Here is a 23,792-nt window from a genome sequence, read left to right on the forward strand (position 1 = left end):
AACCTATGACTAATTAAATAAGAATCGTACCTTCTAGTCAGTTTCACAAGCAGAGCCGCCACTCCCCAATACATTAAAGCAGTAACCACAAACGCTTCGACTTAACATGAATTGAATGCTGCAATCAAACTGGCTTCGTCTAAGATACCGACGACCGTGATCATGAATCCGAGCGAGATGACTTTTATGAGAACAGGGAAGGCTATGCCAAACTCTGGCAAAGCTTCAACCAATTTATGCGGAGTAATAATTCGTTTGATTCTTGGAACGGCATGTACCCAAGCGACCTCGACACTTATATCTCTCCCCTGTTGTCCTAACTACTCAATTATTCAATTGCTTATTCAACACCTCAAGGACGGTTTCACCGACCGCTCCCGTACCACCAAAGATGGAATAGGATCTATAACTATCGAGCTGTGTTGCCGTCTCAGCCGGAATTGTGTCTTTCTTCACTAACAAAATAGGTGCGTTATTCTTCGCCGCCAAAACAGAGCCTGCCAGTGCATCCGGAAAGTTCATGCCGGTTGCGATGAATGCTTTTTCAGTGCCCAACTTTAACTGGCTGTTAACTTGTAATCCGGTATCATAACGGTTCTTTCCACCATAGCGCACCGGGTTCGGCAATGCTTTAAATACTTCTGTGCTAACTACGCCTGTACTGCCGATGACATGCGTTTTTGATATAGACTCCAATGCAGCTTTGGTTTCTATCGGCAATTTGTCGTGACGAGTCAATAGGATAGGAATGCCGTGTCTTGATGCATATGCAGAGATGGATAATACGTCAGGAAAGTTCGAACCATAAGCTACAATAGCCTCTGTGAAATTGAGATGTTTCGCAATCATAGCTGCCGTTTCATAACGGTTTTTGCCACCAATCCGGTTGGTCGCAAGCCCCATTTTCTTCAACTCAGAGTCCACGCTTTCAGAAACTGCGCCTTTACTACCGAGAATGATTACTTCTTTGGCACTCAACCGGTCAATCTCAGCTTTCGTTTCTTTTGTTAACGACTCTGAACGCGTTAATAAAATCGGTGCATCTTCCTTATAAGCTAAAGGCCCACCCGCTAATGCATCCGGGAAATCTGCTGCGGTTGCCAATATCACTTTGTCAGAAGTGTTCCACCCTTTTTGTGAGATTTCGATTGCTGTATCATAGCGGTTTGTTCCTGAAATCCGATTAGTTTTGTCAGTTTCTGTTATTTTTAAAACCGTAATATACTTATTCGAGACATAGTTTCCATGGGCATCTGAAAGTCTTACTCTCATTAAAGCATCTGCTTGCTGAACTGGAATAGAGACTGTATAATCTCCAGCGGAATTGGCTTGAGCCTTACCCAAACCTTGACTTCCTACAGAAACAGTTACAAAGCTACCTGCTGGTGCCCTCCCAACAACTTCTTGTGAAATGTCGGTAACAGGTTCTACCGTAGGAGCTATTAGAGAATCTTTGTCTAATAAATAATGATATTTAGCTATTTCAATATCTCCAATAATATTCTCAAGTGATCTAACTGCAAAACCATCTTTTATATTAGAAATAGAATCTACGAATATACTTATTGGATTTTCGTTAAACTTGAAATTTTCAAAATAGAATTTCAATCCACTACCTTCATTGTTATCAGTTTTTAAATTTATTATTTTTATATTTTCAAGAAATTGCGTTGGGTTGTTTGGTTCGATATCTATTCCACATTGTGGAGAAGTACCATTTGTATTTGTTATAACGACATCTACAATTTCTAAGTTTTTTGCTGACACTATCGTTATTCCTTGCCTTCTATTATTATTCATAGTTACATTAGTAATTTTAATATCTTCGCTATAATTCTGTTTTGAAGTATTGCCAATATATACACCATCTCCCCACATATCAGATAAATTAATATCTTTTATGAGAATATTCCGAGAACCTCTAATACTTATTCCAAAGCCCCATTCACCAGAACTTCCTAAATGTTCAGTTCTATCTCCTACTATTTTTGCCTCACCTTTTAATTCAACATTTTTCACATCGTGAATTTTCATTATTTCATATCTTTCAGCTGAATTTGGAATTGCTTTTAAAATTGTTCCCACTTCAAATTCAAGAGTAATATTGTCCTTCAAATTTATTGACTGCATTGCATCAACTTGATATTCTCCTTCTTCAAAATAAACTATCCCCCCCCCATTTTCACTTTGTGAGTCAATTGCATTCTGAATCGATTGAGTATCGTCAATTTTATCATTTGGGATACTCCCGAAATTTTTAACATTAACTATTGATTCTGCATTTGTTTCCATAGAAATACAAACTAAAAAAAATATGCTTGAAACTAATATGAAAACCCTTTTTAAATTCAGCATAAAATGCCCCCTCTTTTCAAAATTTTGCTATTTTTAATATATTATATTGAAGACTTAATAGCAATTATAGAGCCATTTTTTTACAATTAATTGTAGTTATATTTGATCGTTATACCAAAAAAGACCACTGTGTCAGTACCGGTGATAAAATACCCAATAACGCCGTTTTAAAATTCCCCATTTATCAAGGATAATCGACATGTACCACGTTTTAGAGGAGTATGTGTCGATGTTGAAAATGGAGGAATTTTTCATGATTCGGGAACTGCAACAAAAAGGGTGGTCATTAACGGCCATCGCTAAAGAGACCGGTTTCGACCGGAAAACCGTACGGAAATACATAAATGCCGAACAGCTCCCTCGGAGCGCCAAGCGAACGAAACAGACAAGTAAATTAGATCCGTATAAACCTTACCTGCTTCAACGGATTCAGGAAGGCACCACCAACTGTGTGGTATTGCTCGAGGAGATTCGGGCGCAAGGGTTTGACGGGAAAAGTACGATCTTGAAAGATTATGTGCAGCCGCACCGGGAACAGCCGAAGAAACAGGCAACAAGGCGCTTTGAGACCCCACCTGGGCAACAGGCACAGATGGACTGGGCAGAAATCGGGTTATACGAAGTCGATGGACGCCTTCAAAAAATCTATGCGTTTTTGATGGTACTGGGATATTCCCGAATGAAGTACTTCGAATTTACAACCGATATGAAATTGGAAACCTTAATGAAATGCCACATGAATGCCTTCGCCTATTTCAACGGCATTCCGAATCAAGTTCTCTACGACAATATGAAAACTGTGGTGATCCGGCATACACCGGCAAAAATTCGCTTCAACCAAAAGTTTGAAGATTTTCTCGCTTACTACGGTGTCACACCCAAAGCGTGCAAACCCTATCGCCCCCAAACGAAAGGGAAAGTCGAAAGAACGGTCGATTACATGAAGCGTAACTTCTTTCAACTACGGATGAACCGACACTTGAAGCGTTGAACCAGGACATGCGCAAATGCCTGGATCAGACCGCGAACAAGAAAAAGAATGAAACGACCCAGGAACCGCCGGTTCAGCGCTGGCAAAAGGAACAGTCTTTCCTACAGGCTTGGGGAACAAAGGAGTTGTTCCCGACCACGCATTGGGAAATGCGTGAAGTCAGTCGCGACTGTTTCGTCTCCTACTTGGGGAATAAGTATTCCGTTCCGTTTCGATATGCCGGTCATCAAGTGAAAATCAAGGTGACGTTGGAGAAGCAATTGGAGATCTTTGATGAAGTGGAATGTATTGCGCAACACCCAATTCTTTCGGGTGAAACACGGACTCATGTCCGCTTTGAACATTACGAGGGGATACAAGAGGCAAAAGAAAAAGAGCGAAAACAACAGAATCCCATCGGTTTGGCGACCCAGGATTCAAGCGTTTCCACTCCTTACGTTGAAGCACGTTCCCTCGCAGCTTACGCCGCCTTTGAAGGAGATGATTTCGAATGAAATCCCTTGTGGAAGAACGGCTTCATCAGCTGAACTGGTCGCATACGGCCAGTCAGCTCGATGATTTGGTCGAGAACGCTTCTACCCATAATGTATCATATTTCGACTTTTTACCCACGGTCGTTTCCGGAGAATGGGAACACCGAGAATCCGCCGAATTGAACCGAAGAATTCAACGGGCGAAACTCCCTTACACCAAAACCATCCATGATTTTGATTTGGCGTTCCAATCTAGTCTTAATGAGCAACGCATCAATGAAACATTGACCTGTCGGTACATTGCGAATGGCGAAAATCGGCTTCTCCTGGGACCGCCAGGTGTCGGCAAGACGCATCTGGCGATCGCTTTTGCATTGGAAGCTCTCACCCAAGGCTATAGTGTCCTCTTCCTTACCGCAGCCGATCTGGTTGCGGAATGTCACAAGGCCGAGGCCAAAGGGACTGTCTCCTGTCTCATCAAGAAATGGACACGACCGGATTTGATCGTGTTGGACGAGGGCGGCTACTTTCCTCTCGACGAGTTCTCAGCGAATATCTTTTTCCAGGTCATCTCGAAGAGATATGAGCACGGCGCGATGATCCTAACCTCGAACAAATCAGGGGAAAGGTGTTCGGAGATGATGTCTTAGCTACAGCCATTCTCGACCGCCTGCTTCACCACTCGGTGACCTTTAACATCAAAGGTGATTCTTATCGTCTGAAGGAAAAGAAAAAAGCCGGAATTTATCCGGCTACCCCACCTGCAAAGTAGCTCAAGTAAGGAATTTTATTCCGGCTATAATGGGGAAAATTAAACCGGCGTTGCCACACTGCAAAATATGCAGCAAGCTTTTGTAATTTAAATCTTCTTTAAATAAAAATTTTACTCTTAGAGATTTATAACAGTTAGTCAAGAAATAAAAGATGATATAAGAACTCAAATTTATTTGATGACTGTAATATAAAAAATAAATAGGAGCACTACTTAGACCGGTTTTTGAAAATATCAACTTTTCCTTTAGTTTTTAACAACGGTAAATTATTACTAAAAAATAAAGTATTCGAACAATTCAAAATATAAAGAGAGATACAAACAAATAAATTTAAGAATTTTAATAAACCACTTTTAAACATATATTTTCGATTTCAGTAGTTTCGATAGCATTCTAATCACTAAAATTATGGTCTGTTATTCCCACAAACTTTTATATCAACTCAGAGTAATGCAAAGATCAACGTTTAGTTTCTTTTTTTCCGTTATTGATCCACTTTACTACATCAAAATATTTCATATAATGATTCATTTCTTTATTTGTATTCATATTTTCAATGTGAATAGCACTCTCTATTTCAGGGTAAAGTTTTTCTGTGAAAATAACTTTGTTTCTATATGGCAAATCATCGAATTTTTTTATTGTTTCAACATCTATTTTTTGCGTAGCATTCATTTTGACAAACATATTGTCCATATTCATTCTTGACTTGCGACGATTCCACTTTGCAAGAGCTTCTTCTTCATTCTTATAATGTAGCATGTGCAATTCAATATCATCAAGCATAGCTATTGGATAGTAGGTTTTCTTTCTTTTTTCATTCGCCTCTTCATAGATCGAACTAGTAGTAAATTTTAATTCTTGACGTAGGTAGTATTCTAGATTTTTTAACAACTTTAAATAACATCTAGAATACAAAAACATTCCAACAAAAGGAGACTTATAATTTAATTCTAAATCTTGGTACACATGCCCCCCCCAGCAATTATTAGAAATTATAGTGAAATCCTTATTGAAAAGTTCTGCTTCGTATTTTCTGAATATAATTTTTCTTTTTGCCTTTTTTAAGTAACTTTTGATATTAATTTCCATAAACTCACCTCATTATTAGTCTGTATTAAAGCCTTTAAAAAGACTATCGCAAGGTAAACTATAGTTCAAACTAACGAACAATTAACCTATTTAAAGCTTCATTTTCCATATATTTAATCTTATATTGCCTTTAAATGCTTCGTTTAAATAATTATTTAAATTCTAATTTAAGAAGCTACATTGATTAAATTAAAGAACAGGTTCAGTGTAACAGAATTTTCAAGTATTAACAGTCATTGTGTTCTATTATAAATATTTTAGAGAAATTAATTAACCCTAATATATGTAAGACTCATTTATGTAAATGCTTTTTTATTTAATCTCTAGAAAGAATCGAGACCGTCAATAATTATGTGTAAATAAGTAAATCCTTTTCTTGTATTTATATCGATTAGACTTGCTTGAACATCTCAGTCAGCTCTGCACGAGCTTGATCGAATCCGATATGGCAACGGGTGGAGAAGTTCTGGTTATAAATTTCGAACTGGGAAACCAGGAAGCGATCCAAGGAATCTTCGTTCGGAAATTGCTTCTTGCGCTTGCTGTATTTCTTTACGTTCTTGTTGAACGACTCGATCAGGTTCGTTGAATAGATGCTTCGCCAAATGAATTTTGGGAAGCTGTAGAAAGTGAAAATATAGGGATTCGCTTCCAACGATTTCGTCACCTTGGGATAGGCCATTTTCCATTTATCGACAAAGGCTTTCAACGCTTTTTCACCCAGTTCTCGGTTCTCTGCCCGGTAGACGATTTGAAATCATCCAGAATCTCCTTGCGATCGGTAACGCGAACTTTATGGCGAATCCCACGCGACAAGTGGACGCAGCACGCCTGATATTGAGCATCGGGAAAGACCGCGAAGATGCGATCAGTGATGCCTTTCAAGCCATCGGAGATAAACAAAAGTACCTCTTCGACACCGCGCTCTTTCAAGTCCAACAGGACTTCTTTCCAAACGAATGCGGATTCCGTAGGTGCCACTGTATAGGCCAACACTGCTTTTGAGCCGTCCTCTCGGATGCCAATTATAATATAGACGGCTTCCTTGGAGACCGTGTCTCGCTTGAGGACAATGTAAGTTGCATCCAGATAGACACAAAGGTAGCGCTACTCTAACGGACGAGATTTAAACGCTTCGACCTGTTCGCTCATCACTTTCGTCATATTGGAGATGGTTTGCGGCGTGTAATGATGGCCGTACATCTTCTCGATCAGGTCCGAAATCTCGGACATTGTCACGCCTTTTTAGAACATATGAATAACGAAGGCTTCTAGCGTATCGTTTGAGTGCTTGTACGGTGCGACCGTCTGTTGGTTGAATTCGCCGTTCCGGTCCCGTGGCATCGAAAGCTCTAAATCCCCATATTCCGTATGGAGTGTCCGCGTGTAGGCGCCGTTCCGCGAATTACCCGAATTGAACCCGAGGCGGTCGTATTTTTCGTAATCCAGGAACGCTGTTAGTTCCGTTTGAAGAAGTGTATTCACCGCCGTCTCCAGGTGCATCCGAAAAACTTCGGAGATGTCTTCTTTTTTACTAGAGCTTGCATAGTATCTGTTGTAAACTGAGTCATAGGGAAGGCCTCTTTTCTGTGAATTGGTTGTGGTGACTTAATTCTACAAGAAAAGGTCTTCCTTTTTCTATTTATTCATTTACACTCTCTGGAAAAATAGCTGATACTCTAAAATATATAAAGACCAACATCTTACTGTTGGCCTCCTAATACAAACTATTCAATTAAATTTTGATACAGTTGATTTTCAACCTCCATTCCTACAACTCCTGTACCCCCTAAAATTGTGAATGCTTTATAATCCCTTAATATATCTTGATAAATTTCTGGTATTTTATCTTTTTGTACTAATTTAATCGGTGCATTTTGAATTGCAGAAAGTGCGGAACCTGTTAAAGCATCTGGAAAGTTTATACCAGTTACAATGAAGCTATTTTGCGTACCTAATGGTAATCCCATGATTATAGCCTTAGAGGTCTCGTAACGATTTGCTCCTCCGTACCTTTCAGGTGCTGGGAGTTCACTTAATAAGTCTTCATTGATTACGCTAATTCCACCAATAACGTACGTTTTTTCTTTATCCCTTAAGGCATCTTTCGTTTCTTTTGGCAATATTCCTTTTTTTGTTAGAAGGATAGGGATACCATTCTTAGCGGCATACGAAGAGATTGATAGAATATCAGGGAAATTCTGGCCAGAGCCAATAATCGCTTTTTCAGAGTTTAAACGTTCCGCAATTATTGCAGCTGTAGCATAACGGTTTGCTCCACCGAGTCTCTCTACAATAAGACCTTTGTCTAGCAATAAATTCTCAATTTCTTTAGAAACTGCTCCTTCACTACCCAATATTGTTATTCTTTTTGCTTTTAATCGTTCTATTTCATTTTCTGTTTCTTTGTTAAGTGATTTGCTTCTTGTTAATAGTATCGGTGCATTTTCTTTATACCCAAGTGGACCACCGGTGAGTGCATCTGGAAAATCTTCACCAGTAGTTAATAATACGGTATCCGCATTATTCCACGACTTCTTTGAAATCTCAATAGCAGTTTCATAACGATTTTGACCAGCAATTCGTAGTGGTCTCTCACCCACAAATTTTTCCACTACCACTATTATTTCTTTGCTCAAATTCCCAAATGGATCTTCAGCAATTAACTTTATAGATTTTCCTTCAGGCTGCTTTGGAATAGTCATTGAATAAACGCCTTGTGCATTTGATTTTGCACTGCCAATAATCTTTGTGTCTACTACCGCCGTAACCATAGAGTATACAGTTGCATTTCCTTCTAATCTAGTAGACCTATCATTTATAGGTCTGATTGTTGGTTCAGCAACTATCTCTTTATCTGAAAGATAATAGTAACCCTGAACATTGATAATACCGTTAACTCCGGAAATTTCTCTAACCGAAATACCATCTTGAATATTCTTTTTTGAATCAACATAAATATCTATTGGACGAGTATTGTTTTGGATACGCTTTAAATAAAACTTTAATCCAGAACCAGCATTATTACTCGTGGATAGGTTAATGATTCTTATTCCTACTAATCTTTCATTTCCATTATTCGGTTCTATATCTATACCACATTGTGGACTAGTTCCATTTGTATTTGTTATCGTAGCGTCTTTGATTAATAAATTCTCTACTGAAATAATTGATATCCCTTGTCGACGATTATTAGTTAACTCAACATTATTTATTTCAATGTTTATATTGTAATTTTTTTTGGCGGTACTTCCTATATAAATTCCATCTCCCCAAAAGTTGGATATTTTAGCATTTTCAATGTAGATATTCTCTGCCCCTCTTATACTAACTCCAAATCCCCATTCGCCAGTACTTCCTAAATGTTCATCCCGCTCTCCAATAATTTCAGGATAACCTAGTATTTTGACATTTTTTACATCATGAATTCTAATTACCTCTGAACGTTCTAATGCATTTGGTATCGCTTTCAATATCGCTTCATTTTCAAATTTCAAAACAATACCATCTTTAACAACTAGAGAAGTTGAAGAATCAACTAGATATATGCCTTTAGAAAAAAATACTGTTTTATTTCCATTTGAATATGCGAAATCGATAGCATTTTGAATAGCAATAGTATCATCCACTTCACCATTTCCTGTTGCACCAAAGTCTCTGACTGAATGCTCGGATTCTGCATTGGTTACATTTTGAAAACACATTGAAATCATAGTTACAGTCAAAAGTATAATAAGTATTCCCAAATTTAGCTTACCCAAAATATCCCCTCCTTTGTGATTTTCAATCAGCTATCTTCCTTTTAACATTTTGTTTAATTAGCATGTATTCAATTGGTTAAAACAACGTTAAACTTTTGTGCTTGAATTGAAATGATTACTAAAAAGCTATTGTTATTAGTTTTCTGTTCCTTACCGCTGTCGATCTAGTCGCGGAGTACTATAAGGCAGAGGCCAAAGGGACGGCCTCCCGACTCATCAAAAAATGGATACGGTCAGATTTGCTCGTGCTAGACGAGGTCGGCTACTTTCCTTACGAAGAGTTCTCAGCGAAAGTCTTTCTCCAAGTCATCTCTTGGAGATATGAGCATGGCACGATGATTCTAACCTCGTATAAAAATTTATCGAATAGGAAAAGGTGCATTGGCAAGCGACATTTTCAACTGCCATTCACTGCATTTTTTACTTATCAAAAACAGTCTTAGGGAAAAGAAAAAAAGCCGGAATTTATCCGGCTAACCTACCTGCAGAGTAGTTCAAGTTTTATTCCTACTATAATGGGGAAATTAAACCGGCGTTGCACCCCCTTTTTAACCTTGGATTCTGATGTATTGAAACAAAAAAATACCTCATATAAAAAATGTGCACACCAGTAGGCGTGCACATCAATCATATAAAGGTATCTTATCGAGTAGTGCATATCCGTATCATTAAATGATACATTCTTCAGTGCTCAACTGTAAAAAGATGGCAATAGTTCTCATGTTAGTGGCTGTAATCAATTAATTCTACAGCATAATCTGCAAACCAATTATGTAGAAGTAATCCACTCATATCTATAGTAGTTCTAATTTTTGTCCGAAGTCACTCTAAAATATAGGCAGGTGATTCTATTTAAAGGATGTTGTGTAGAGTAAGATGGCAATACCATCACCAATATTCGATTTACAAGGGCAACGAAGACCTGAATTATATTTGTTTCAAAATTACTTTATATTGTAATTGAACTTAGGAACCAATATTAGGAGCAGTAAGTCAATTACTGTTCCTGACACTAACTTTCATTTCACTCCCGATTTCGCTTCTTTTAATTTTTTCTCAAATAGTTCCAGCAATTGATCTTTCAATTCTGGACGTTGCAATGCAAATTCGATTGTCGTTTCAATAAAGCCAAACTTCTCTCCAACATCAAAGCGTCTGCCTTCAAATTCGTAAGCATATACTGCTTGTTCTTCGTTAAGCTGTTGTATAGCATCCGTTAACTGGATTTCTCCACCAGCCCCGAGTTCATGCTTCTCCAAGAATTGGAAGATTTCCGGTGTCAGTACATAACGACCCATAATCGCATAGTTTGATGGTGCTGTACCTAGTGCTGGCTTCTCTACGAATTTGTTTACAGCAATCAGCTTATTATCGATTGAGATTGGATCAATAATGCCATAGCGATTAGTTTGATTCTCAGCTACTTGCTGTACACCGATAATGCTATTTTGAGTTTGTTCATACTGGTTCATCAATTGAGCTAGACACGGCTCAGAGTGCTCTACAATGTCATCACCAAGCAATACTGCGAATGGCTCATCACCGATGAACTTACGTGCAGACCAGATGGCATGGCCAAGGCCGAGCGGTTGCTTTTGACGAATATAGTGGATTTCAACATTTGATGTTTGCAACACAGAATCGAGCATATCCATTTTTCCTTTTTTCATCAATGTATCTTCAAGCTCGAATGCGTGATCGAAATGATCTTCAATTGAACGTTTGTTTTTACCTGTAACGATGATGATGTCTTCAATACCAGAAGCAATAGCTTCCTCAACAATATATTGAATTGTTGGTTTATCAACAATTGGCAGCATTTCTTTTGGCATTGCTTTGGTTGCCGGTAAAAATCTCGTTCCTAGTCCTGCAGCTGGGATAATGGCCTTTTTCACTTTCATCTTTGCACCTTCTAATCAATTATTTACAGAAAATCCTGTATATATCTTTTAAATACTTTCATAAGATGTAAAAATTATACCATTTTCCCAAGGAATATGTAACTATTAATTACTGAAATATATTGAGGTATTTATTACTATTTTATTTAAAAATCCCTCACCTTTTCCACAGAGGTGAGGGATTTTTTATGCTTTTATCTGTTTCACATCATAATACTTGCAGTACCAGTTTACAAACTTTTGTAGTCCGTCTTCAATAGAAGTAGTCGGCTTAAATCCAACTGCTTTTTGTAGTTGGTCAGTGGATGCGTAAGTGGCTGGTACATCGCCAGGTTTGATTGGTTCAAAGCTCTTTTTAAATTCAACTTTTTCACCGAGAGTATTACTCAATGCTTTCTCTAGCGCCCCTATAAACTTCATTAGCTTCTCTGGATTATTGTTGCCGATATTGAATACTTTATGCGGTACTTGGCCATCAGCAGAAGGTGGATTCGATAAGAGTCTTTCAATTCCCTCTACTATGTCATCAATATAAGTGAAATCACGATACAGATCGTTATCAAAATCACCATTATTATAGATTTTAATTTCTTCCTCGTTAAAGAACTTATCGGTAAATCCGAAGTATGCCATATCGGGTCTGCCCATTGGCCCGTAAACCGTAAAGAACCTCAGCCCAGTCGAAGCGAATTTATATAGATGACTATAAGTGTGTGCCATCAATTCATTAGACTTTTTAGTCGAAGCATAGAGTGAAACTGGCTGATCGACGAAATCAGTTTCTTCAAAAGGTACTTTCTTATTGGCGCCATATACAGAACTTGAGGAAGCATAGAGTAGATGTTCTACCGGGTAATGTCTGCATGCTTCAAGAATATTGTAAAATCCGATAATATTACTTTGAATATAAGCATCTGGGTTTTCGATAGAATACCGAACGCCAGCCTGTGCTGCTAAGTTCACAACGATATCAGGCTTGTGATCACCAAATATTTCCATCAGAGTCTCTTTGTTAGAGATATCATTCTTTAAAAAAGTGAATTTTTCATAAGGCGCCAATAACTCAAGTCTTTGTTCTTTCAATTTAACATCGTAATAATCATTCATATTATCCAGACCGATTACTTTGCAACCTTTATCGAGTAAACGCTTAGATAAATAATGCCCGATAAAACCTGCAGCGCCTGTGACTAAATAAGTTTTATCCACGCTTAGAGGTTTGTAACTCACGTTCCTTCGCCTCCTCACGACTTACCCTTTTAGCTGATGGACGTCCAACTGAGTGATATTCCACTCCCGCCTTTACCATTCGTTCTACTTCATGTAGATTTCGTCCATCGTAGATTAATGGCGTCCGCATCAATAGCTTGAATGCTTCTGGTTGCACTGACTTAATTTCTTCCCATTCAGTGAAGATGAAGCAAACGTTTGCACCTTTTAATGCCTCTTCAGCATTTTTTACATACCTAATATTGCCTTTCCCGTGTGGACCTTCAGGATAAACTTTTGCAAAGTTCTCTGCTCCGATTGGATCGTAAGCATAGATATCAGCACCTTGCGCTAATAGTAACGGAACGTTCTCAAGAGAAGGAGCTTCTCTCAAATCATCTGTGCCGGGTTTAAAGGTTAATCCAAGAACTGCTACCTTTAATCCATTAAACGTTATCAAACGATTACTAGCTTTTTTATAAAGAAGAGTTTTTTGATCTTTATTAATGTCGATAGCAGCTTTAATTGTCTTCAAATCATAACCGTTTTGAGTGGCAAGGTATTCCAGGGCTTTCGTGTCTTTAGGGAAACATGATCCGCCATAACCGATACCCGCGTTTAAAAACTTACTTCCTATACGATCATCAAAGCTCATGCCCTCTGCCACATCTTGAACATCCGCACCAACTAACTCACAAAGATTTGCAATATCGTTCATATATGAAATCTTAAGAGCAAGGAAATCATTAGAAGCGTACTTAATCATCTCAGCAGAACGTCTATTCACGGCAACAATCGGTAAATTAAAGGGCTCATAAATACCTTTAAGTAACTCTCTGGCCCACTCGCTTTCAGTCCCGATAACAATACGCTTAGCATGTAATGTGTCATGAACAGCAGATCCTTGAGCTAAAAACTCAGGGTTAGAGGCTACTTCAACACGTACATCATTTACTAAGAAATCACTGATGAACTGTTCGACCTTGTCATTTGTTCCCACTGGAACAGTAGATTTCACCACTACTAAACAATCTTTTTCTACATTTTCAGCAATCTGTCTAGCTACTGTTGCTATGTATGAAAGATTAGCAGATCCATCTTCATTTTCTGGTGTGCCTACACCGATGAAGACTGCGTCGGCATTTTTGTAAGCTGAATGGAAATCAGTAGTGTAATCGATTCTTCCAGCAGCATAATTACTTTGCATCAGTTCTTCTAGATCTCTTTCGAAAATTGGTGTAATACCAGACTTCATTAATTGCACTTTCTGCTCGTCAATATCAACACAGGTCACCTGATGTCCCATTTCAGCGAAACATACACCTGCGACTAAACCTACATATCCTGTTCCGGCCACTGCAATCTTAAACATTTTAGTCATCCCTTTTTTACTTCAATCTCAATATCAAGCCACTGATACCTATAATCGAATTGATTATCATAATTAATGAGTATCTAAATTTATCTCGTAATTACTTCATAAGCAAAGTTAAATAATCCTCTTAAAAAAAAGGAAGTTACTAAAATTATAGTAATACTTGTAGTAACTTTTTTTAAATAAATAAACCTGGAAATTTCCATAACCTTAAAAAGACTACTAAAATATACTATTTGTATAAATATAGTAAATATAGCTATTAACAATAGAGCAACATATATACTATCGAAGTAGTATTGACCGACCAAAATTGCTACCACTAAAAAAAGAATTTGAACAGTGTTTGCTATCAATGCGTACTGTTGTTTATCTAAAGTTATTGCTAGCCCTTGCATAGAACTTTGAAGAAACATGAAAAAGTATTGCAAAGCTAAAATTCTAACAAAATCACCAGCTATTACCCACTGATCACCTAAAAATGAAACAGTTAAAACATCACCGAAGCCCACTAATGCAATCATTGGCAGAACTGCAATTTTCATTGCTTTGTGCACATTTCTTAAAACATAATTGCCAATCTTCTTATTAGTTCTCTTCATTTCCGAAATCACTTGAAAAAATACTCTCCCAATAGCTTTTGCTATTAGTATTACAGGCATTTGAAGAATCCTTAATGTTATTGAATAGTATCCAAGAATCTCTGCCCCCCATATAGAACTAATAAATAAAGTTGGAGCTTGAATCTTCAAGTTATTAGTTATGTTTGTAGGTAGTTGTAGGATAGAAAATTTTCTGTTTTCCATAATAAAGCTCAAAATCTCTTTTATATTAAATATTAACATCCCCCGAGGTAAATGTTTTTTCATATTCAGAAACGTTAAAAAAGACCCCATTAAGTGTGCGATATAAAATCCATAATGGACAAATCCTAATACTCCAAAAACAATCCCACTAATACCATATATACTATAATTAATAAGGGGATTTTTCATCAAAACATCATATTTTTCATTGCGATTTAACCATGTATAGCATAACTGTACTTGTTGTGATAAAAATGAAGATAAAAATAATATCACAAAAAAAAGATACGGAGAAATAAGTAAACTATCCGAAATAATAGAGTAAACCAAAGTGATTAAAAAGCTAGATATTAAGCTTAAAAAGAGAGCAATAGAAGAAATTACTCTGTAAGTTTTTTTTAAGTTCTCTTTCTTTTCAATCATTACCAAGTTAGACATTCCTAAATCAGAGTATGAAGAAATGATCATACCTAAAGCAGTGATTAACGCCCATGTTCCGAAAACTTCCACTCCATATAATCTCGCCAATATTGGCAGGCTAGCCAAAGAAATCAGTTGCCCCAAAAAAGTTCCTGATGTTATTTTTGCTATATTTTTTTTATTTTTAGAAAGATTAATTTTTTTTATAATTTTTTTCATCAATATTTACCTGTATATATTTTTGTTAGCCTTTCTACGCTTTCTTCTATATCATAACCTGATTTCTTTAAGGCTGGTTCAATTTGACTCCAGTTCCTTTTATTTTTTTCAACTAGATTTGTTATTTCATGAACCCATTTTTTTTCACCATCTTTTTCGTAACTAAGTCTATTTATTAAGCCAATGTTTATGTCTGCTTCTAATGGAATATTCTCAGAAATAAGACAAGGTATCCCGGCCGCTTGAGCTTCTACTATAACGATACCTAATCCTTCATATAGCGAAGGGAACAAAAACAAATCAAGCGAGTTTAATACGTTAGGGATATCTTTTCTTATACCTAAAAGATGAACGCATTTTTCTAAATTATTCTCGGTTATTTTGTTCTTTATATTTTCTAACTCTGCACCTTCTCCCACCAATATCAGATGAGCCTTTCGTTCGTTCTCAGCGTATTTTGAAAATACATCTAAAAGAAAGGAATGATTTTTCTGTCTACTAAAGCGTCCAATATGACCTACTAAGATACTGTCTTCCTCTATACCTAATTCACTTTTTAAATTTCCACCTTCAAATTCGAGGTTTTTGTATTTACTTATTTCGATAGCATTAGGAAAATGTTTGGCTTTATTTTTTTTGTATTGAGTCCTCCCAAACGTATACTCGCAGGCTTCTTTAGAGCAACCTATCATACTAGTTGCATTAGAGATTATTTTTCTTCTCATCATTGATCTGTAAATTTCTCTATAAAAAGTATCTTTCTTACTATCGCTTGTGTTATGACTATGGGCAATCCTGATAGGGACATTATGTTTCTTAGCTACTTCCAAAGCTATACCACTGAAAAAAAGAACATGACTATGAACAACATCATATCCTCCATAGTTTTCTAACGTATTCCCTAAAGCCTTTTTATACTTTTCTAATCCATTTTTAGGTTTGGGATGAACTATAATTTTCCCACCCATTTTAATAATTTCATCATCATAAAAACATTTTTCATCTACCTGAACTGCAAAGTCGAACTGAAATTTACTCCTATCTATATTTCTATAAATATTCATAATCAGTGATTCGAGTCCTCCCGCAGACATACCCCCAACTACATGTAAAACTTTAATTACCTTGTCAGATTTTTTGGTTGACAAATGCTAACATCTCCCTTTTTTTAGCATTTATGAGATTTTCATTTTTCAATTTATCGCTATCTTTGACTGCCAACTGTAGTTCAATTTTATTCATATTTAATGTTGGTGAATCATTGAAATCGATTAAAAAGTCTGCTAAGTCCAATTCTTTTAGTATATTTTCTAACTTTCTGTCCCATGCGAGACCAAAAGTAATTTTTCCTAATGAAATAGCAGGCAAACATGCATGTAACCTTTGGGCAATGATAATGTCTTGCTTTTTAATACTATTTAGTAACATTACATGTGTTGTCGGATATTCACAATAGTCGACTTCTTGCACGTCTTTTAATTCTTTTTTTATGAAGTATTCAACAAATCCGTTATCTGTTGCAGCACCGTTTGTAAATATAGAGACTTGATATCCTTTGGAAACTAAGTTTTTTGCTAGCTCGCTCCACCACAAAGCAGATTTCCTTCTACTCCATCTAAGATTGCTATGTCTTCTAATTTCATTAGGATCCATAATTCCCAATCCTATATTAGTTTTCACCTTTTCTTCACTACTTACTCCAATTATTTCTTTAACAAATAAGGCTGGATCGGAAATGGCTACTAATTTCTCGTTCAAGTTTTTGTTAATTGATAATAGAAACTCTTTCGAGTCCCTATCCCTAACTACTATGTATGTTGCATATTCTAATGCACTTGTAAGCAATTCCTTAGCGGTTTTACTCCAAGGCCCTTTGGCTCCAACAAATGCAAAAATTACAGGTATACCCTGAATTTTTGCCTCTTTCACAATATTATCTATCGCCGTTGGGAAATTAAGGTAATTATCAATTAATAGGTGTCCTCCTCCAATGACAACAACATCAGTTTCAGATATATGTTTTTTTATAGATATAGTCAAAGAAGAATTTTTCTTATAAACATTTATCACTTTTCTTCTCCTAAGTGAATTTGGAATCATTCTTTTAGTAAAATTAGATGATGCTAAACCAATTTTCACTAACTTCTGTTCTTTTCTCATTAGTCCATTCGTTAAATCGAAATTTTGAATCTCATAACTATTATGAGATGTTGAAAAAATATAATTTATGGATTCAGCAATTACTCTGTCCCCTAAATTCCCTGAGTTAGGAACTCCACACAACAATATTCTTTTCATAACTAAAACCACCTTCTAAATTCCGTCAAGTTTAAGATTTCATTGGTTGTAAAAATTTTACATCGCAGCTCTTAAGTAATATAAAATAATTTATATGGAAACATGTTTTGTCCACGCCACGAATCACCAAAATAGGCATTATAACTATAAAAAGCACTGTATAAGATAGCGATAATTAGAATTAAAACCTTAATTTTTTTATCGTTGTTAATCTTCAAAATTATTGGAAATAAGAAACAAATACTAAAATTCAAATACCATACCATTCTTCCAGTACCGATTATTGGCGAAAAAAGTTCTGTAACTACTTTTGCTAAAAATAAAAAATAATAAAACTGAAAATGAGGATGAGCTATTGTAAGCCTATTATAGAAAAACGAAAATATTACTAATAATGGTAAAGTAGTAATGAACCCAATATCAAAGACACCAGAGGACTCTACATAACCTGCATATCGATCTGCTGTTAAGAATGGAAAGATTATAAACCTTACAGCCAAAAATCCTAAGGGAATAATTACTGCTATTTTTAGGATATTTTCTTTTTTGAAAAAGCCATTTTTATTTTTATTAAAGAATAGTACTACTAAAGCAAAGAGTGCCGAATAATGGAAGGTAGTTGCTACTATGACCCATAAAATATATTTTTTATTATTACCTTCTAAAATATACTTGTAAGCATATGCAATTATTGCAACAGCTATACCCATCCGCATAATACCAAAATAATAAAAGTATTGCGTGCTAGCAAAAATGAATATTGCTAAGGGAAAGCTTATTTTGTCTATCTGATAGCAAATAGCTTTGTAAAAAAACAAGACAGTTATAAATGCTGCTATTACAAATAACCATTGATGATTTCCTAATAAAAAAGATAGTTTATACAACAAATAAAAACCTGGTTCAGTTATATGATTCTGATAATATGTAAATAAATCCATAGAATTAGCTTTTAAATAATTATAGTAATAATTAGTCCCATCTACTCCAACACTCATGCTTCTTAGCCCCATTACAAGAACTAGCGATAATAAAGATATCCAGTAAAAAAACGGGTTCGGAGTTGTTTTTAAATCATTGGTTTTTGCAAAATACTGAGCTAAAAAAGCAAAAAAAGTTGAAAGTAAAACTACTCCAAAATAAATTACATATGAATAAACCATTTCTTAATTACCTCTCATACAATTATTTTCTTAATAATTAAATTTCTCGAAAATAATTATTTACTTTTTGTACAAACTCTTTCTCAGAAAATTTATTGTTAACTTTTTGAAATCCCCTTGAACCAAATTCAAGTCTTTTATTTTGATCCTTCAAGAGAATTTCTAACGCATTAATTAGCTCGACTTTATTATCTTTTTCGATAACAAGTCCATCTATATTGTCGTCAACTATTTCTTTAGCTCCCCCAACATCTGTAACTATGACCGGCACTTTATAACTCATAGCCTCAATAGCAACTCTTGGTAATCCCTCAGAGCGTGATGGCAAGACAAAAATATCTATTGCGCTGTAGATTTTTTCTATTTCATTAGAATAAGGTAAATGAATTAAAAAATCGCCATTTTCTTTTGCAGTTTTTTTGAGGGCTTCCCACTGAGACTCGTATCCTGGACTCGTATCCCCTACGACTAATAAATTAGGTTCGTTGCTGTCACTTTTTAAATCTTTGAAAGAATGTATTAAAAAATCTAATCCTTTCCTTTCATTTATTGATCCTAAATAACCTACAAGTAATTTATCTTTTGGTAGCTTTAGTTTTTGCTTCGATATATTTTTATCATTAGTTTCTCCTTCGTTAAAACTAAATCCTGTATATATATTAGTAATTTTTTCTGCATGACTATCGATTACTGATTTAGGTATGTGTCTAAGCACACCATTAGCTATAGTGATTATATTAGTTGAAAGTCTTAAACTAATATTTGTCAAAAGTGAATTCGAAATATCCGACCTTATATACCACACATTTTTTTTCCTCAATAATTTTGTTGATAAAATTGAATATATTAAAGCTCTAAGATCATTTACATACACAATATCTATGTTATTTTTTCGTATGTATTTGATTAACTTTATGTTATAAACCAAAATTTGAAATCCTACAGTCATTTTTTTAAATACGGAGTACTTAAGAACCTTCCCTCCGAAGACATTAGACTCTTGTCCGATTTTCAAAATTGTGAAGGGTATATTTTCTTTTCTAAGATTCTTGCTTAACATTCCATTTTCTGTAGTAACTACAGTGGGTTCAAATTTTTCGCTATCTAAACTCTTTATAAGTTTCACCATGCTTTTTTGTGCACCATAAAAAGAATTAAAACGAGATTCCAGAAACAAAATTTTTCTTTTCATTAAGTTAACCCCTTATTTATAAATAGCTTTTAAGTACTCATCAACTACAATACTTCTGCTAAACTCTCTTTCAACTTTTTCTCTTCCAGCTAACCCCATATTTTTTTTAGATTTATAATCTAGACTAATGAACTTTTCAATCTTTTGAATTAAATCCTGAGTATCAACTTCTTTAAAAATAAATCCATTAACCCCGTCATCTACTACTTCCTTACAGCCTGGCCTATTAGTTGTAATAATCGGTCTACCACTTGCTGCACTCTCTAATAAAACATTTGACATACCTTCGGGATAATAACTCGGATGAATTGTACAATGGGATATCTTATGAAATTCTCTAATATCGTCTTTTCTTCCGTGATAAACTACGGTTCCTTCCCTACTCATTTCTCCTAGTAGTTTTATGTATTTTTCATCAGCAGCGCCTAGTATATGAAATTCCACATTTTGATATTTTTTCTTTATATATACTGCAGCTTCTAGGTATTGATCGATGCCCTTTTCCTTGATAACTCTACCAATAAATAAAAACACAGTCTTTTCAGTAGTAGGATATTTTAAAACTTGATAATGATCTAAATTAACTCCTGAACCTGGAATAATTCGAGAATTAATTGCAACTATTTTTTTTTCATCAAAGAAGTTCTTATTAGACTTATTCTGAAAGAAAACAGTATCTGCTTGTTTTAAACCTAGTCTATACAAAAAGATTGTTATTTTTTGAAGAAATCCATTTTTTTCAACAGCAGTACCTAAACCCGTAATATTGGAAATATACCTAGCTTTATTTAAACTTGCTGCTAAGCCTCCATAAATATTTGGCTTTATAGTGTAAGTTAAAACTACATCAGGATTAATTTTTTTTATTAACGAAAAATATTTAATAAATAGTGCAAAATCATTTAGTGGGTTCATGCCCCTTCTACTAAGAGGAATATCGATAATTTCACTTTTTAAATCTCTTATTTTGGGATTAAAGTTACCTTCAGGAATAGCTATGAAAGTTTCATTTTTTTTAGTTAACTCTTGGATTAGTTCTCTTCTAAATTTCAATATTCCAATATCATTATTTGAAAGAATCAAAACTTTCATTAATTTCCCCCACCTTACCTGACTGGATCAATTACGCAGAATTAAAGTTCAACTTTCAATATTCTTACTTATGATTCAGTGACCAGTTTTTTAAAATTAATCGCTATTTTTTAATTTCTTTACTTTTCTGAATACCATATCCAATTAATATAAAAGATTATGAGTTTAAAACAGATTTTTCTAGGCTTAATCACTAATAATATTAAATTATTCCAACTAAACTTTTTATCTTTCTTCCTGGTGTACCTACATATACACTATGACTTTCTGCATCTTGAAGAAGTACAGTTCCCGCTCCAATAATCGTGCTCTCTCCTATTTGATTGAGCCCAGTTACGATTGTACATCCCATGCCAATAAATACTTTTTCTTTAATCTTTATTGATGCCCCAACACTAGTAAGAGTCGAAACCAAACATCCTCTTTCCACCATAGTATGATGTGCTATTACTACTCCTGGACTTAAAATACAATAATCTTTAATTTCTACTTTTGTCCACACAGTGGCATTTGCTTGAATGTATACACCCTGACCAATTTTAGCAGTGGGGCTGATTACTGCTGACGAATGAATTAAAGTTGGGGTTTCACCATTGTGCTTATTAATGAATTCCATCAAATTACATCTAATTTCGTTATTACCGATTGCAACGATAAACTTTCTTCCTTTTATATACTTCGCTGGCAAAGTCGAAAACTTCCCAATCACCAAACTCTCCATCACTGTCTGACCGATTTTGCTTTCGTCTTCGTCAAAAAAACCTGCTATAGTATAACCCGCATGTTCTGCTAATTCACACATAGCTTCGCCATATGTGCCAGCACCTATAATGAAAATATCGTTACTCAACATATTAAAACCTACTCTCTCGAGAGATTATTTACTACCTTCAAATCTTTTCATTGTAGTTTTTTCGTTTGAATTTATATCACTTCGTTTAATAATTTTCACTACTGTCATGAATATTATTTTTATATCTAAAAGTAAGGATACATTTTCTACATAAAAAAGATCGTGATTAAACTTTTCTTCCCAACCGATTGTATTTCGACCATTAACTTGGGCATATCCAGTTAAACCAGGTCTTACATTATGCCGCTTTTTTTGTTCCTCATTATACAAATCTAAGTAATCAATAAGTAGCGGACGCGGTCCAACAAGAGACATTTCACCCTTTAATACATTTAAAAACCCTGGTAATTCATCCAATGAGCTAGACCTTAGAATTTTACCGAACTTTGTATGTCGAAGATTGTTAGGCAGCAAGTTACCATTTTCATCTTTCTCATTGGTCATGGAACGAAACTTGTACATAGGAAATACTTCTTCGTTCAAACCAGGCCTTTTATGTTTAAAAATCACCGGGGACCCCAGATTAACTCTTACTAAAAGAGCAACTACGATATAAACGGGGCTTAATACTATTATTGCCATTAGTGAAAAAACAAGATCAATTAATCGTTTGATAAATTTTTTGTATATTCTATTCTGTTTACTTCTTATCATTTATTTCCCCACACTCTTCGAACAGTTAGCACTACACGCTTTAAATCTTCCAATGTCATTTTTGAATCACTCGGCAAACAAATGCCATTAATAAATAGATCTTCAAAAATCCCCTTACCAACAAAATCAAAATCTTTAAAATAAGGTTGCATATGCATTGGCTTCCAGACGGGGCGAGATTCTATATTTTCTGCTTCTAAAGCTTCCATAATATCATTTGGTCTTACTTCACCAGTCAATAAGGCTGCGCTTAACCAGTAATTAGCTTCATCCCAATCATTATCTGGCATCAATTGCATACCTTCTAAGTCGTTTAGATTATCCTTATAATAAGTCAAAATGAAATTTTTTTTAGCTACCCGATTTTCTAGCACTTTTAATTGTCCACGGCCTATTCCAGCAGAGACATTACTCATCCGGTAATTATATCCAAGTTCACTGTGCTGATAATGTCTTGCTTGGTCTCTAGATTGCGTAGCCCAAAATTTCGCTTTTTGAATTCTCTCTTCATTATCAGAAACAAGCATCCCACCACCAGAAGTGGTAATAATTTTGTTCCCATTGAATGAAAATATTCCGTAATTACCGAAAGTACCGGTATGTTGTCCTTTATAATAAGTTCCAAGTGATTCAGCAGCATCTTCAATCAACGAAACATTATACTTATTGCATAGTTCAACAATCCGGTCCATATCAGCAGACATGCCATACAAGTGCACTACAATCACTGCTTTTACATCAGGATATTTTTCAAACGCCTCTTCTAGAGCATCAGGATCCATATTCCACGTTTTATAATCACTATCGATAAACACGGGCATAGCACCTTCGTATATGATTGGATTAGCCGTAGCGGAGAAAGTAAGTGTTGAACAGAAGACGATATCTCCTTTTTTAACGCCCGCTGCTTTTAAGGCTAAGTGGATTGCCGCAGTCCCAGAAGATAGAGCCACCGCCGATTTAATCCCTACTTTTTTTGCTAACTCTTTTTCAAATTCATCAACATTCGTTCCAAGAGGAGCAATCCAATTTGTATCAAAAGCCTCTTTTACATAAGCTTGCTCGTATCCTTCATCACTCATATGAGGTGAAGAGAGGAATATTCGCTTATCTTTTTTATTAACTTGATTTTTTCGATTCAACTGAACCATTACGCTCCCTCACA

Annotated in this window: 16 protein-coding genes and 3 pseudogenes; 3 read left to right on the forward strand and 16 right to left on the reverse strand. The window is 35.4% G+C overall.

Going from position 1 to position 23,792, the window contains the following annotated elements; translation table 11 throughout:
• Positions 1–324: 324 nt before the first annotated feature.
• Positions 325–2,355: a cell wall-binding repeat-containing protein gene (locus AY633_RS04025; RefSeq protein WP_068486714.1), complete on the reverse strand. Its 2,031-nt coding sequence runs from the start codon at positions 2,353–2,355 to the stop codon at positions 325–327.
• Positions 2,356–2,584: 229 nt separating this feature from the next.
• Here AY633_RS04025 and istA point away from each other — a divergent pair.
• Positions 2,585–3,840 (forward strand): annotated as a pseudogene (istA, locus tag AY633_RS16900) (IS21 family transposase).
• Positions 3,837–4,591 (forward strand): annotated as a pseudogene (gene istB, locus AY633_RS04035) (IS21-like element helper ATPase IstB). Before istA ends, istB begins: the two co-directional pseudogenes overlap by 4 nt.
• A 460-nt stretch (positions 4,592–5,051) precedes the next feature.
• Here istB and AY633_RS04040 read toward each other — a convergent pair.
• The 3 genes and pseudogenes from AY633_RS04040 to AY633_RS04050 form a co-directional block, all read right to left on the reverse strand.
• Entirely contained in the window at positions 5,052–5,684 is a 633-nt protein-coding gene (locus tag AY633_RS04040) for a DUF1919 domain-containing protein (RefSeq protein ID WP_068486716.1), read from the reverse strand.
• A 391-nt stretch (positions 5,685–6,075) separates the two neighbouring features.
• Positions 6,076–7,255 (reverse strand): annotated as a pseudogene (locus tag AY633_RS04045) (IS256 family transposase).
• A 156-nt stretch (positions 7,256–7,411) separates the two neighbouring features.
• Positions 7,412–9,445 (reverse strand): cell wall-binding repeat-containing protein, encoded by a 2,034-nt coding sequence (locus AY633_RS04050; RefSeq protein ID WP_068486717.1) that lies wholly within the window; start codon positions 9,443–9,445, stop codon positions 7,412–7,414.
• A gap of 143 nt (positions 9,446–9,588) precedes the next feature.
• On the opposite strand from AY633_RS04050, the gene AY633_RS16905 reads away from it, so the two are divergent.
• Positions 9,589–9,888 carry an ATP-binding protein gene (locus AY633_RS16905; protein ID WP_390176115.1) on the forward strand — a complete coding sequence of 100 codons (300 nt, stop codon included), beginning with the start codon at positions 9,589–9,591 and terminating at the stop codon, positions 9,886–9,888.
• 576 nt (positions 9,889–10,464) lie between these two features.
• Here the strand turns inward: AY633_RS16905 and galU are convergent.
• The 12 genes from galU to AY633_RS04110 form a co-directional block, all read right to left on the reverse strand.
• On the reverse strand, positions 10,465–11,346 hold the full coding sequence (gene galU / locus AY633_RS04055; protein ID WP_068486719.1) for a UTP--glucose-1-phosphate uridylyltransferase GalU: 882 nt from the start codon (positions 11,344–11,346) through the stop codon (positions 10,465–10,467).
• Positions 11,347–11,532: 186 nt separating this feature from the next.
• Positions 11,533–12,576, reverse strand: a complete 1,044-nt coding sequence (locus tag AY633_RS04060; protein ID WP_068486721.1) for a GDP-mannose 4,6-dehydratase — start codon at positions 12,574–12,576, stop codon at positions 11,533–11,535.
• Complete coding sequence (locus AY633_RS04065; protein WP_068486723.1) at positions 12,548–13,927, reverse strand: UDP-glucose dehydrogenase family protein; 1,380 nt, start codon at positions 13,925–13,927, stop codon at positions 12,548–12,550. The genes AY633_RS04060 and AY633_RS04065 overlap by 29 nt, the downstream gene beginning before the upstream one ends.
• A gap of 89 nt (positions 13,928–14,016) precedes the next feature.
• The gene (locus AY633_RS04070) at positions 14,017–15,375 is read right to left on the reverse strand and encodes an oligosaccharide flippase family protein (protein ID WP_068486725.1); all 1,359 of its coding nucleotides are present in this window, start codon (positions 15,373–15,375) and stop codon (positions 14,017–14,019) included.
• Positions 15,375–16,523 (reverse strand): glycosyltransferase family 1 protein, encoded by a 1,149-nt coding sequence (locus AY633_RS04075; RefSeq protein ID WP_068486726.1) that lies wholly within the window; start codon positions 16,521–16,523, stop codon positions 15,375–15,377. Before AY633_RS04075 ends, AY633_RS04070 begins: the two co-directional genes overlap by 1 nt.
• The gene (locus AY633_RS04080; protein ID WP_068486727.1) at positions 16,504–17,673 is read right to left on the reverse strand and encodes a polysaccharide pyruvyl transferase family protein; all 1,170 of its coding nucleotides are present in this window, start codon (positions 17,671–17,673) and stop codon (positions 16,504–16,506) included. The genes AY633_RS04075 and AY633_RS04080 overlap by 20 nt, the downstream gene beginning before the upstream one ends.
• A gap of 71 nt (positions 17,674–17,744) precedes the next feature.
• The gene (locus tag AY633_RS04085; RefSeq protein WP_068486730.1) at positions 17,745–18,836 is read right to left on the reverse strand and encodes an EpsG family protein; all 1,092 of its coding nucleotides are present in this window, start codon (positions 18,834–18,836) and stop codon (positions 17,745–17,747) included.
• Positions 18,837–18,873: 37 nt separating this feature from the next.
• On the reverse strand, positions 18,874–20,028 hold the full coding sequence (locus AY633_RS04090) for a glycosyltransferase family 4 protein (RefSeq protein ID WP_068486733.1): 1,155 nt from the start codon (positions 20,026–20,028) through the stop codon (positions 18,874–18,876).
• A 12-nt stretch (positions 20,029–20,040) separates the two neighbouring features.
• A complete protein-coding gene (locus AY633_RS04095) occupies positions 20,041–21,120 on the reverse strand; it encodes a glycosyltransferase family 4 protein (protein ID WP_068486736.1) in 1,080 nt (359 codons plus the stop codon).
• Positions 21,121–21,322: 202 nt separating this feature from the next.
• Positions 21,323–21,973 carry a NeuD/PglB/VioB family sugar acetyltransferase gene (locus tag AY633_RS04100; protein ID WP_068486737.1) on the reverse strand — a complete coding sequence of 217 codons (651 nt, stop codon included), beginning with the start codon at positions 21,971–21,973 and terminating at the stop codon, positions 21,323–21,325.
• Positions 21,974–21,997: 24 nt separating this feature from the next.
• Positions 21,998–22,627 carry a sugar transferase gene (locus AY633_RS04105; RefSeq protein WP_390176111.1) on the reverse strand — a complete coding sequence of 210 codons (630 nt, stop codon included), beginning with the start codon at positions 22,625–22,627 and terminating at the stop codon, positions 21,998–22,000.
• On the reverse strand, positions 22,624–23,778 hold the full coding sequence (locus tag AY633_RS04110; protein WP_068486738.1) for a DegT/DnrJ/EryC1/StrS family aminotransferase: 1,155 nt from the start codon (positions 23,776–23,778) through the stop codon (positions 22,624–22,626). Before AY633_RS04110 ends, AY633_RS04105 begins: the two co-directional genes overlap by 4 nt.
• Positions 23,779–23,792 lie beyond the last annotated feature (14 nt).

This window comes from Planococcus maritimus, from assembly GCF_001592825.1.
GTDB lineage: Bacteria > Bacillota > Bacilli > Bacillales_A > Planococcaceae > Planococcus > Planococcus maritimus_C.

What these genes read in the sequence shown, in the direction of transcription:
- AY633_RS04025 (WP_068486714.1), bottom strand. Translation starts at nt 2,355, where the DNA reads ATGCTGAATTTAAAAAGGGTTTTCATATTAGTTTCAAGCATATTTTTT.
- AY633_RS04040 (WP_068486716.1), bottom strand. Translation starts at nt 5,684, where the DNA reads ATGGAAATTAATATCAAAAGTTACTTAAAAAAGGCAAAAAGAAAAATT.
- galU (WP_068486719.1), bottom strand. Translation starts at nt 11,346, where the DNA reads ATGAAAGTGAAAAAGGCCATTATCCCAGCTGCAGGACTAGGAACGAGA.
- AY633_RS04065 (WP_068486723.1), bottom strand. Translation starts at nt 13,927, where the DNA reads ATGTTTAAGATTGCAGTGGCCGGAACAGGATATGTAGGTTTAGTCGCA.
- AY633_RS04070 (WP_068486725.1), bottom strand. Translation starts at nt 15,375, where the DNA reads ATGAAAAAAATTATAAAAAAAATTAATCTTTCTAAAAATAAAAAAAAT.
- AY633_RS04080 (WP_068486727.1), bottom strand. Translation starts at nt 17,673, where the DNA reads ATGAAAAGAATATTGTTGTGTGGAGTTCCTAACTCAGGGAATTTAGGG.
- AY633_RS04085 (WP_068486730.1), bottom strand. Translation starts at nt 18,836, where the DNA reads ATGGTTTATTCATATGTAATTTATTTTGGAGTAGTTTTACTTTCAACT.
- AY633_RS04090 (WP_068486733.1), bottom strand. Translation starts at nt 20,028, where the DNA reads ATGAAAAGAAAAATTTTGTTTCTGGAATCTCGTTTTAATTCTTTTTAT.
- AY633_RS04095 (WP_068486736.1), bottom strand. Translation starts at nt 21,120, where the DNA reads ATGAAAGTTTTGATTCTTTCAAATAATGATATTGGAATATTGAAATTT.
- AY633_RS04100 (WP_068486737.1), bottom strand. Translation starts at nt 21,973, where the DNA reads ATGTTGAGTAACGATATTTTCATTATAGGTGCTGGCACATATGGCGAA.
- AY633_RS04105 (WP_390176111.1), bottom strand. Translation starts at nt 22,627, where the DNA reads ATGATAAGAAGTAAACAGAATAGAATATACAAAAAATTTATCAAACGA.
- AY633_RS04110 (WP_068486738.1), bottom strand. Translation starts at nt 23,778, where the DNA reads ATGGTTCAGTTGAATCGAAAAAATCAAGTTAATAAAAAAGATAAGCGA.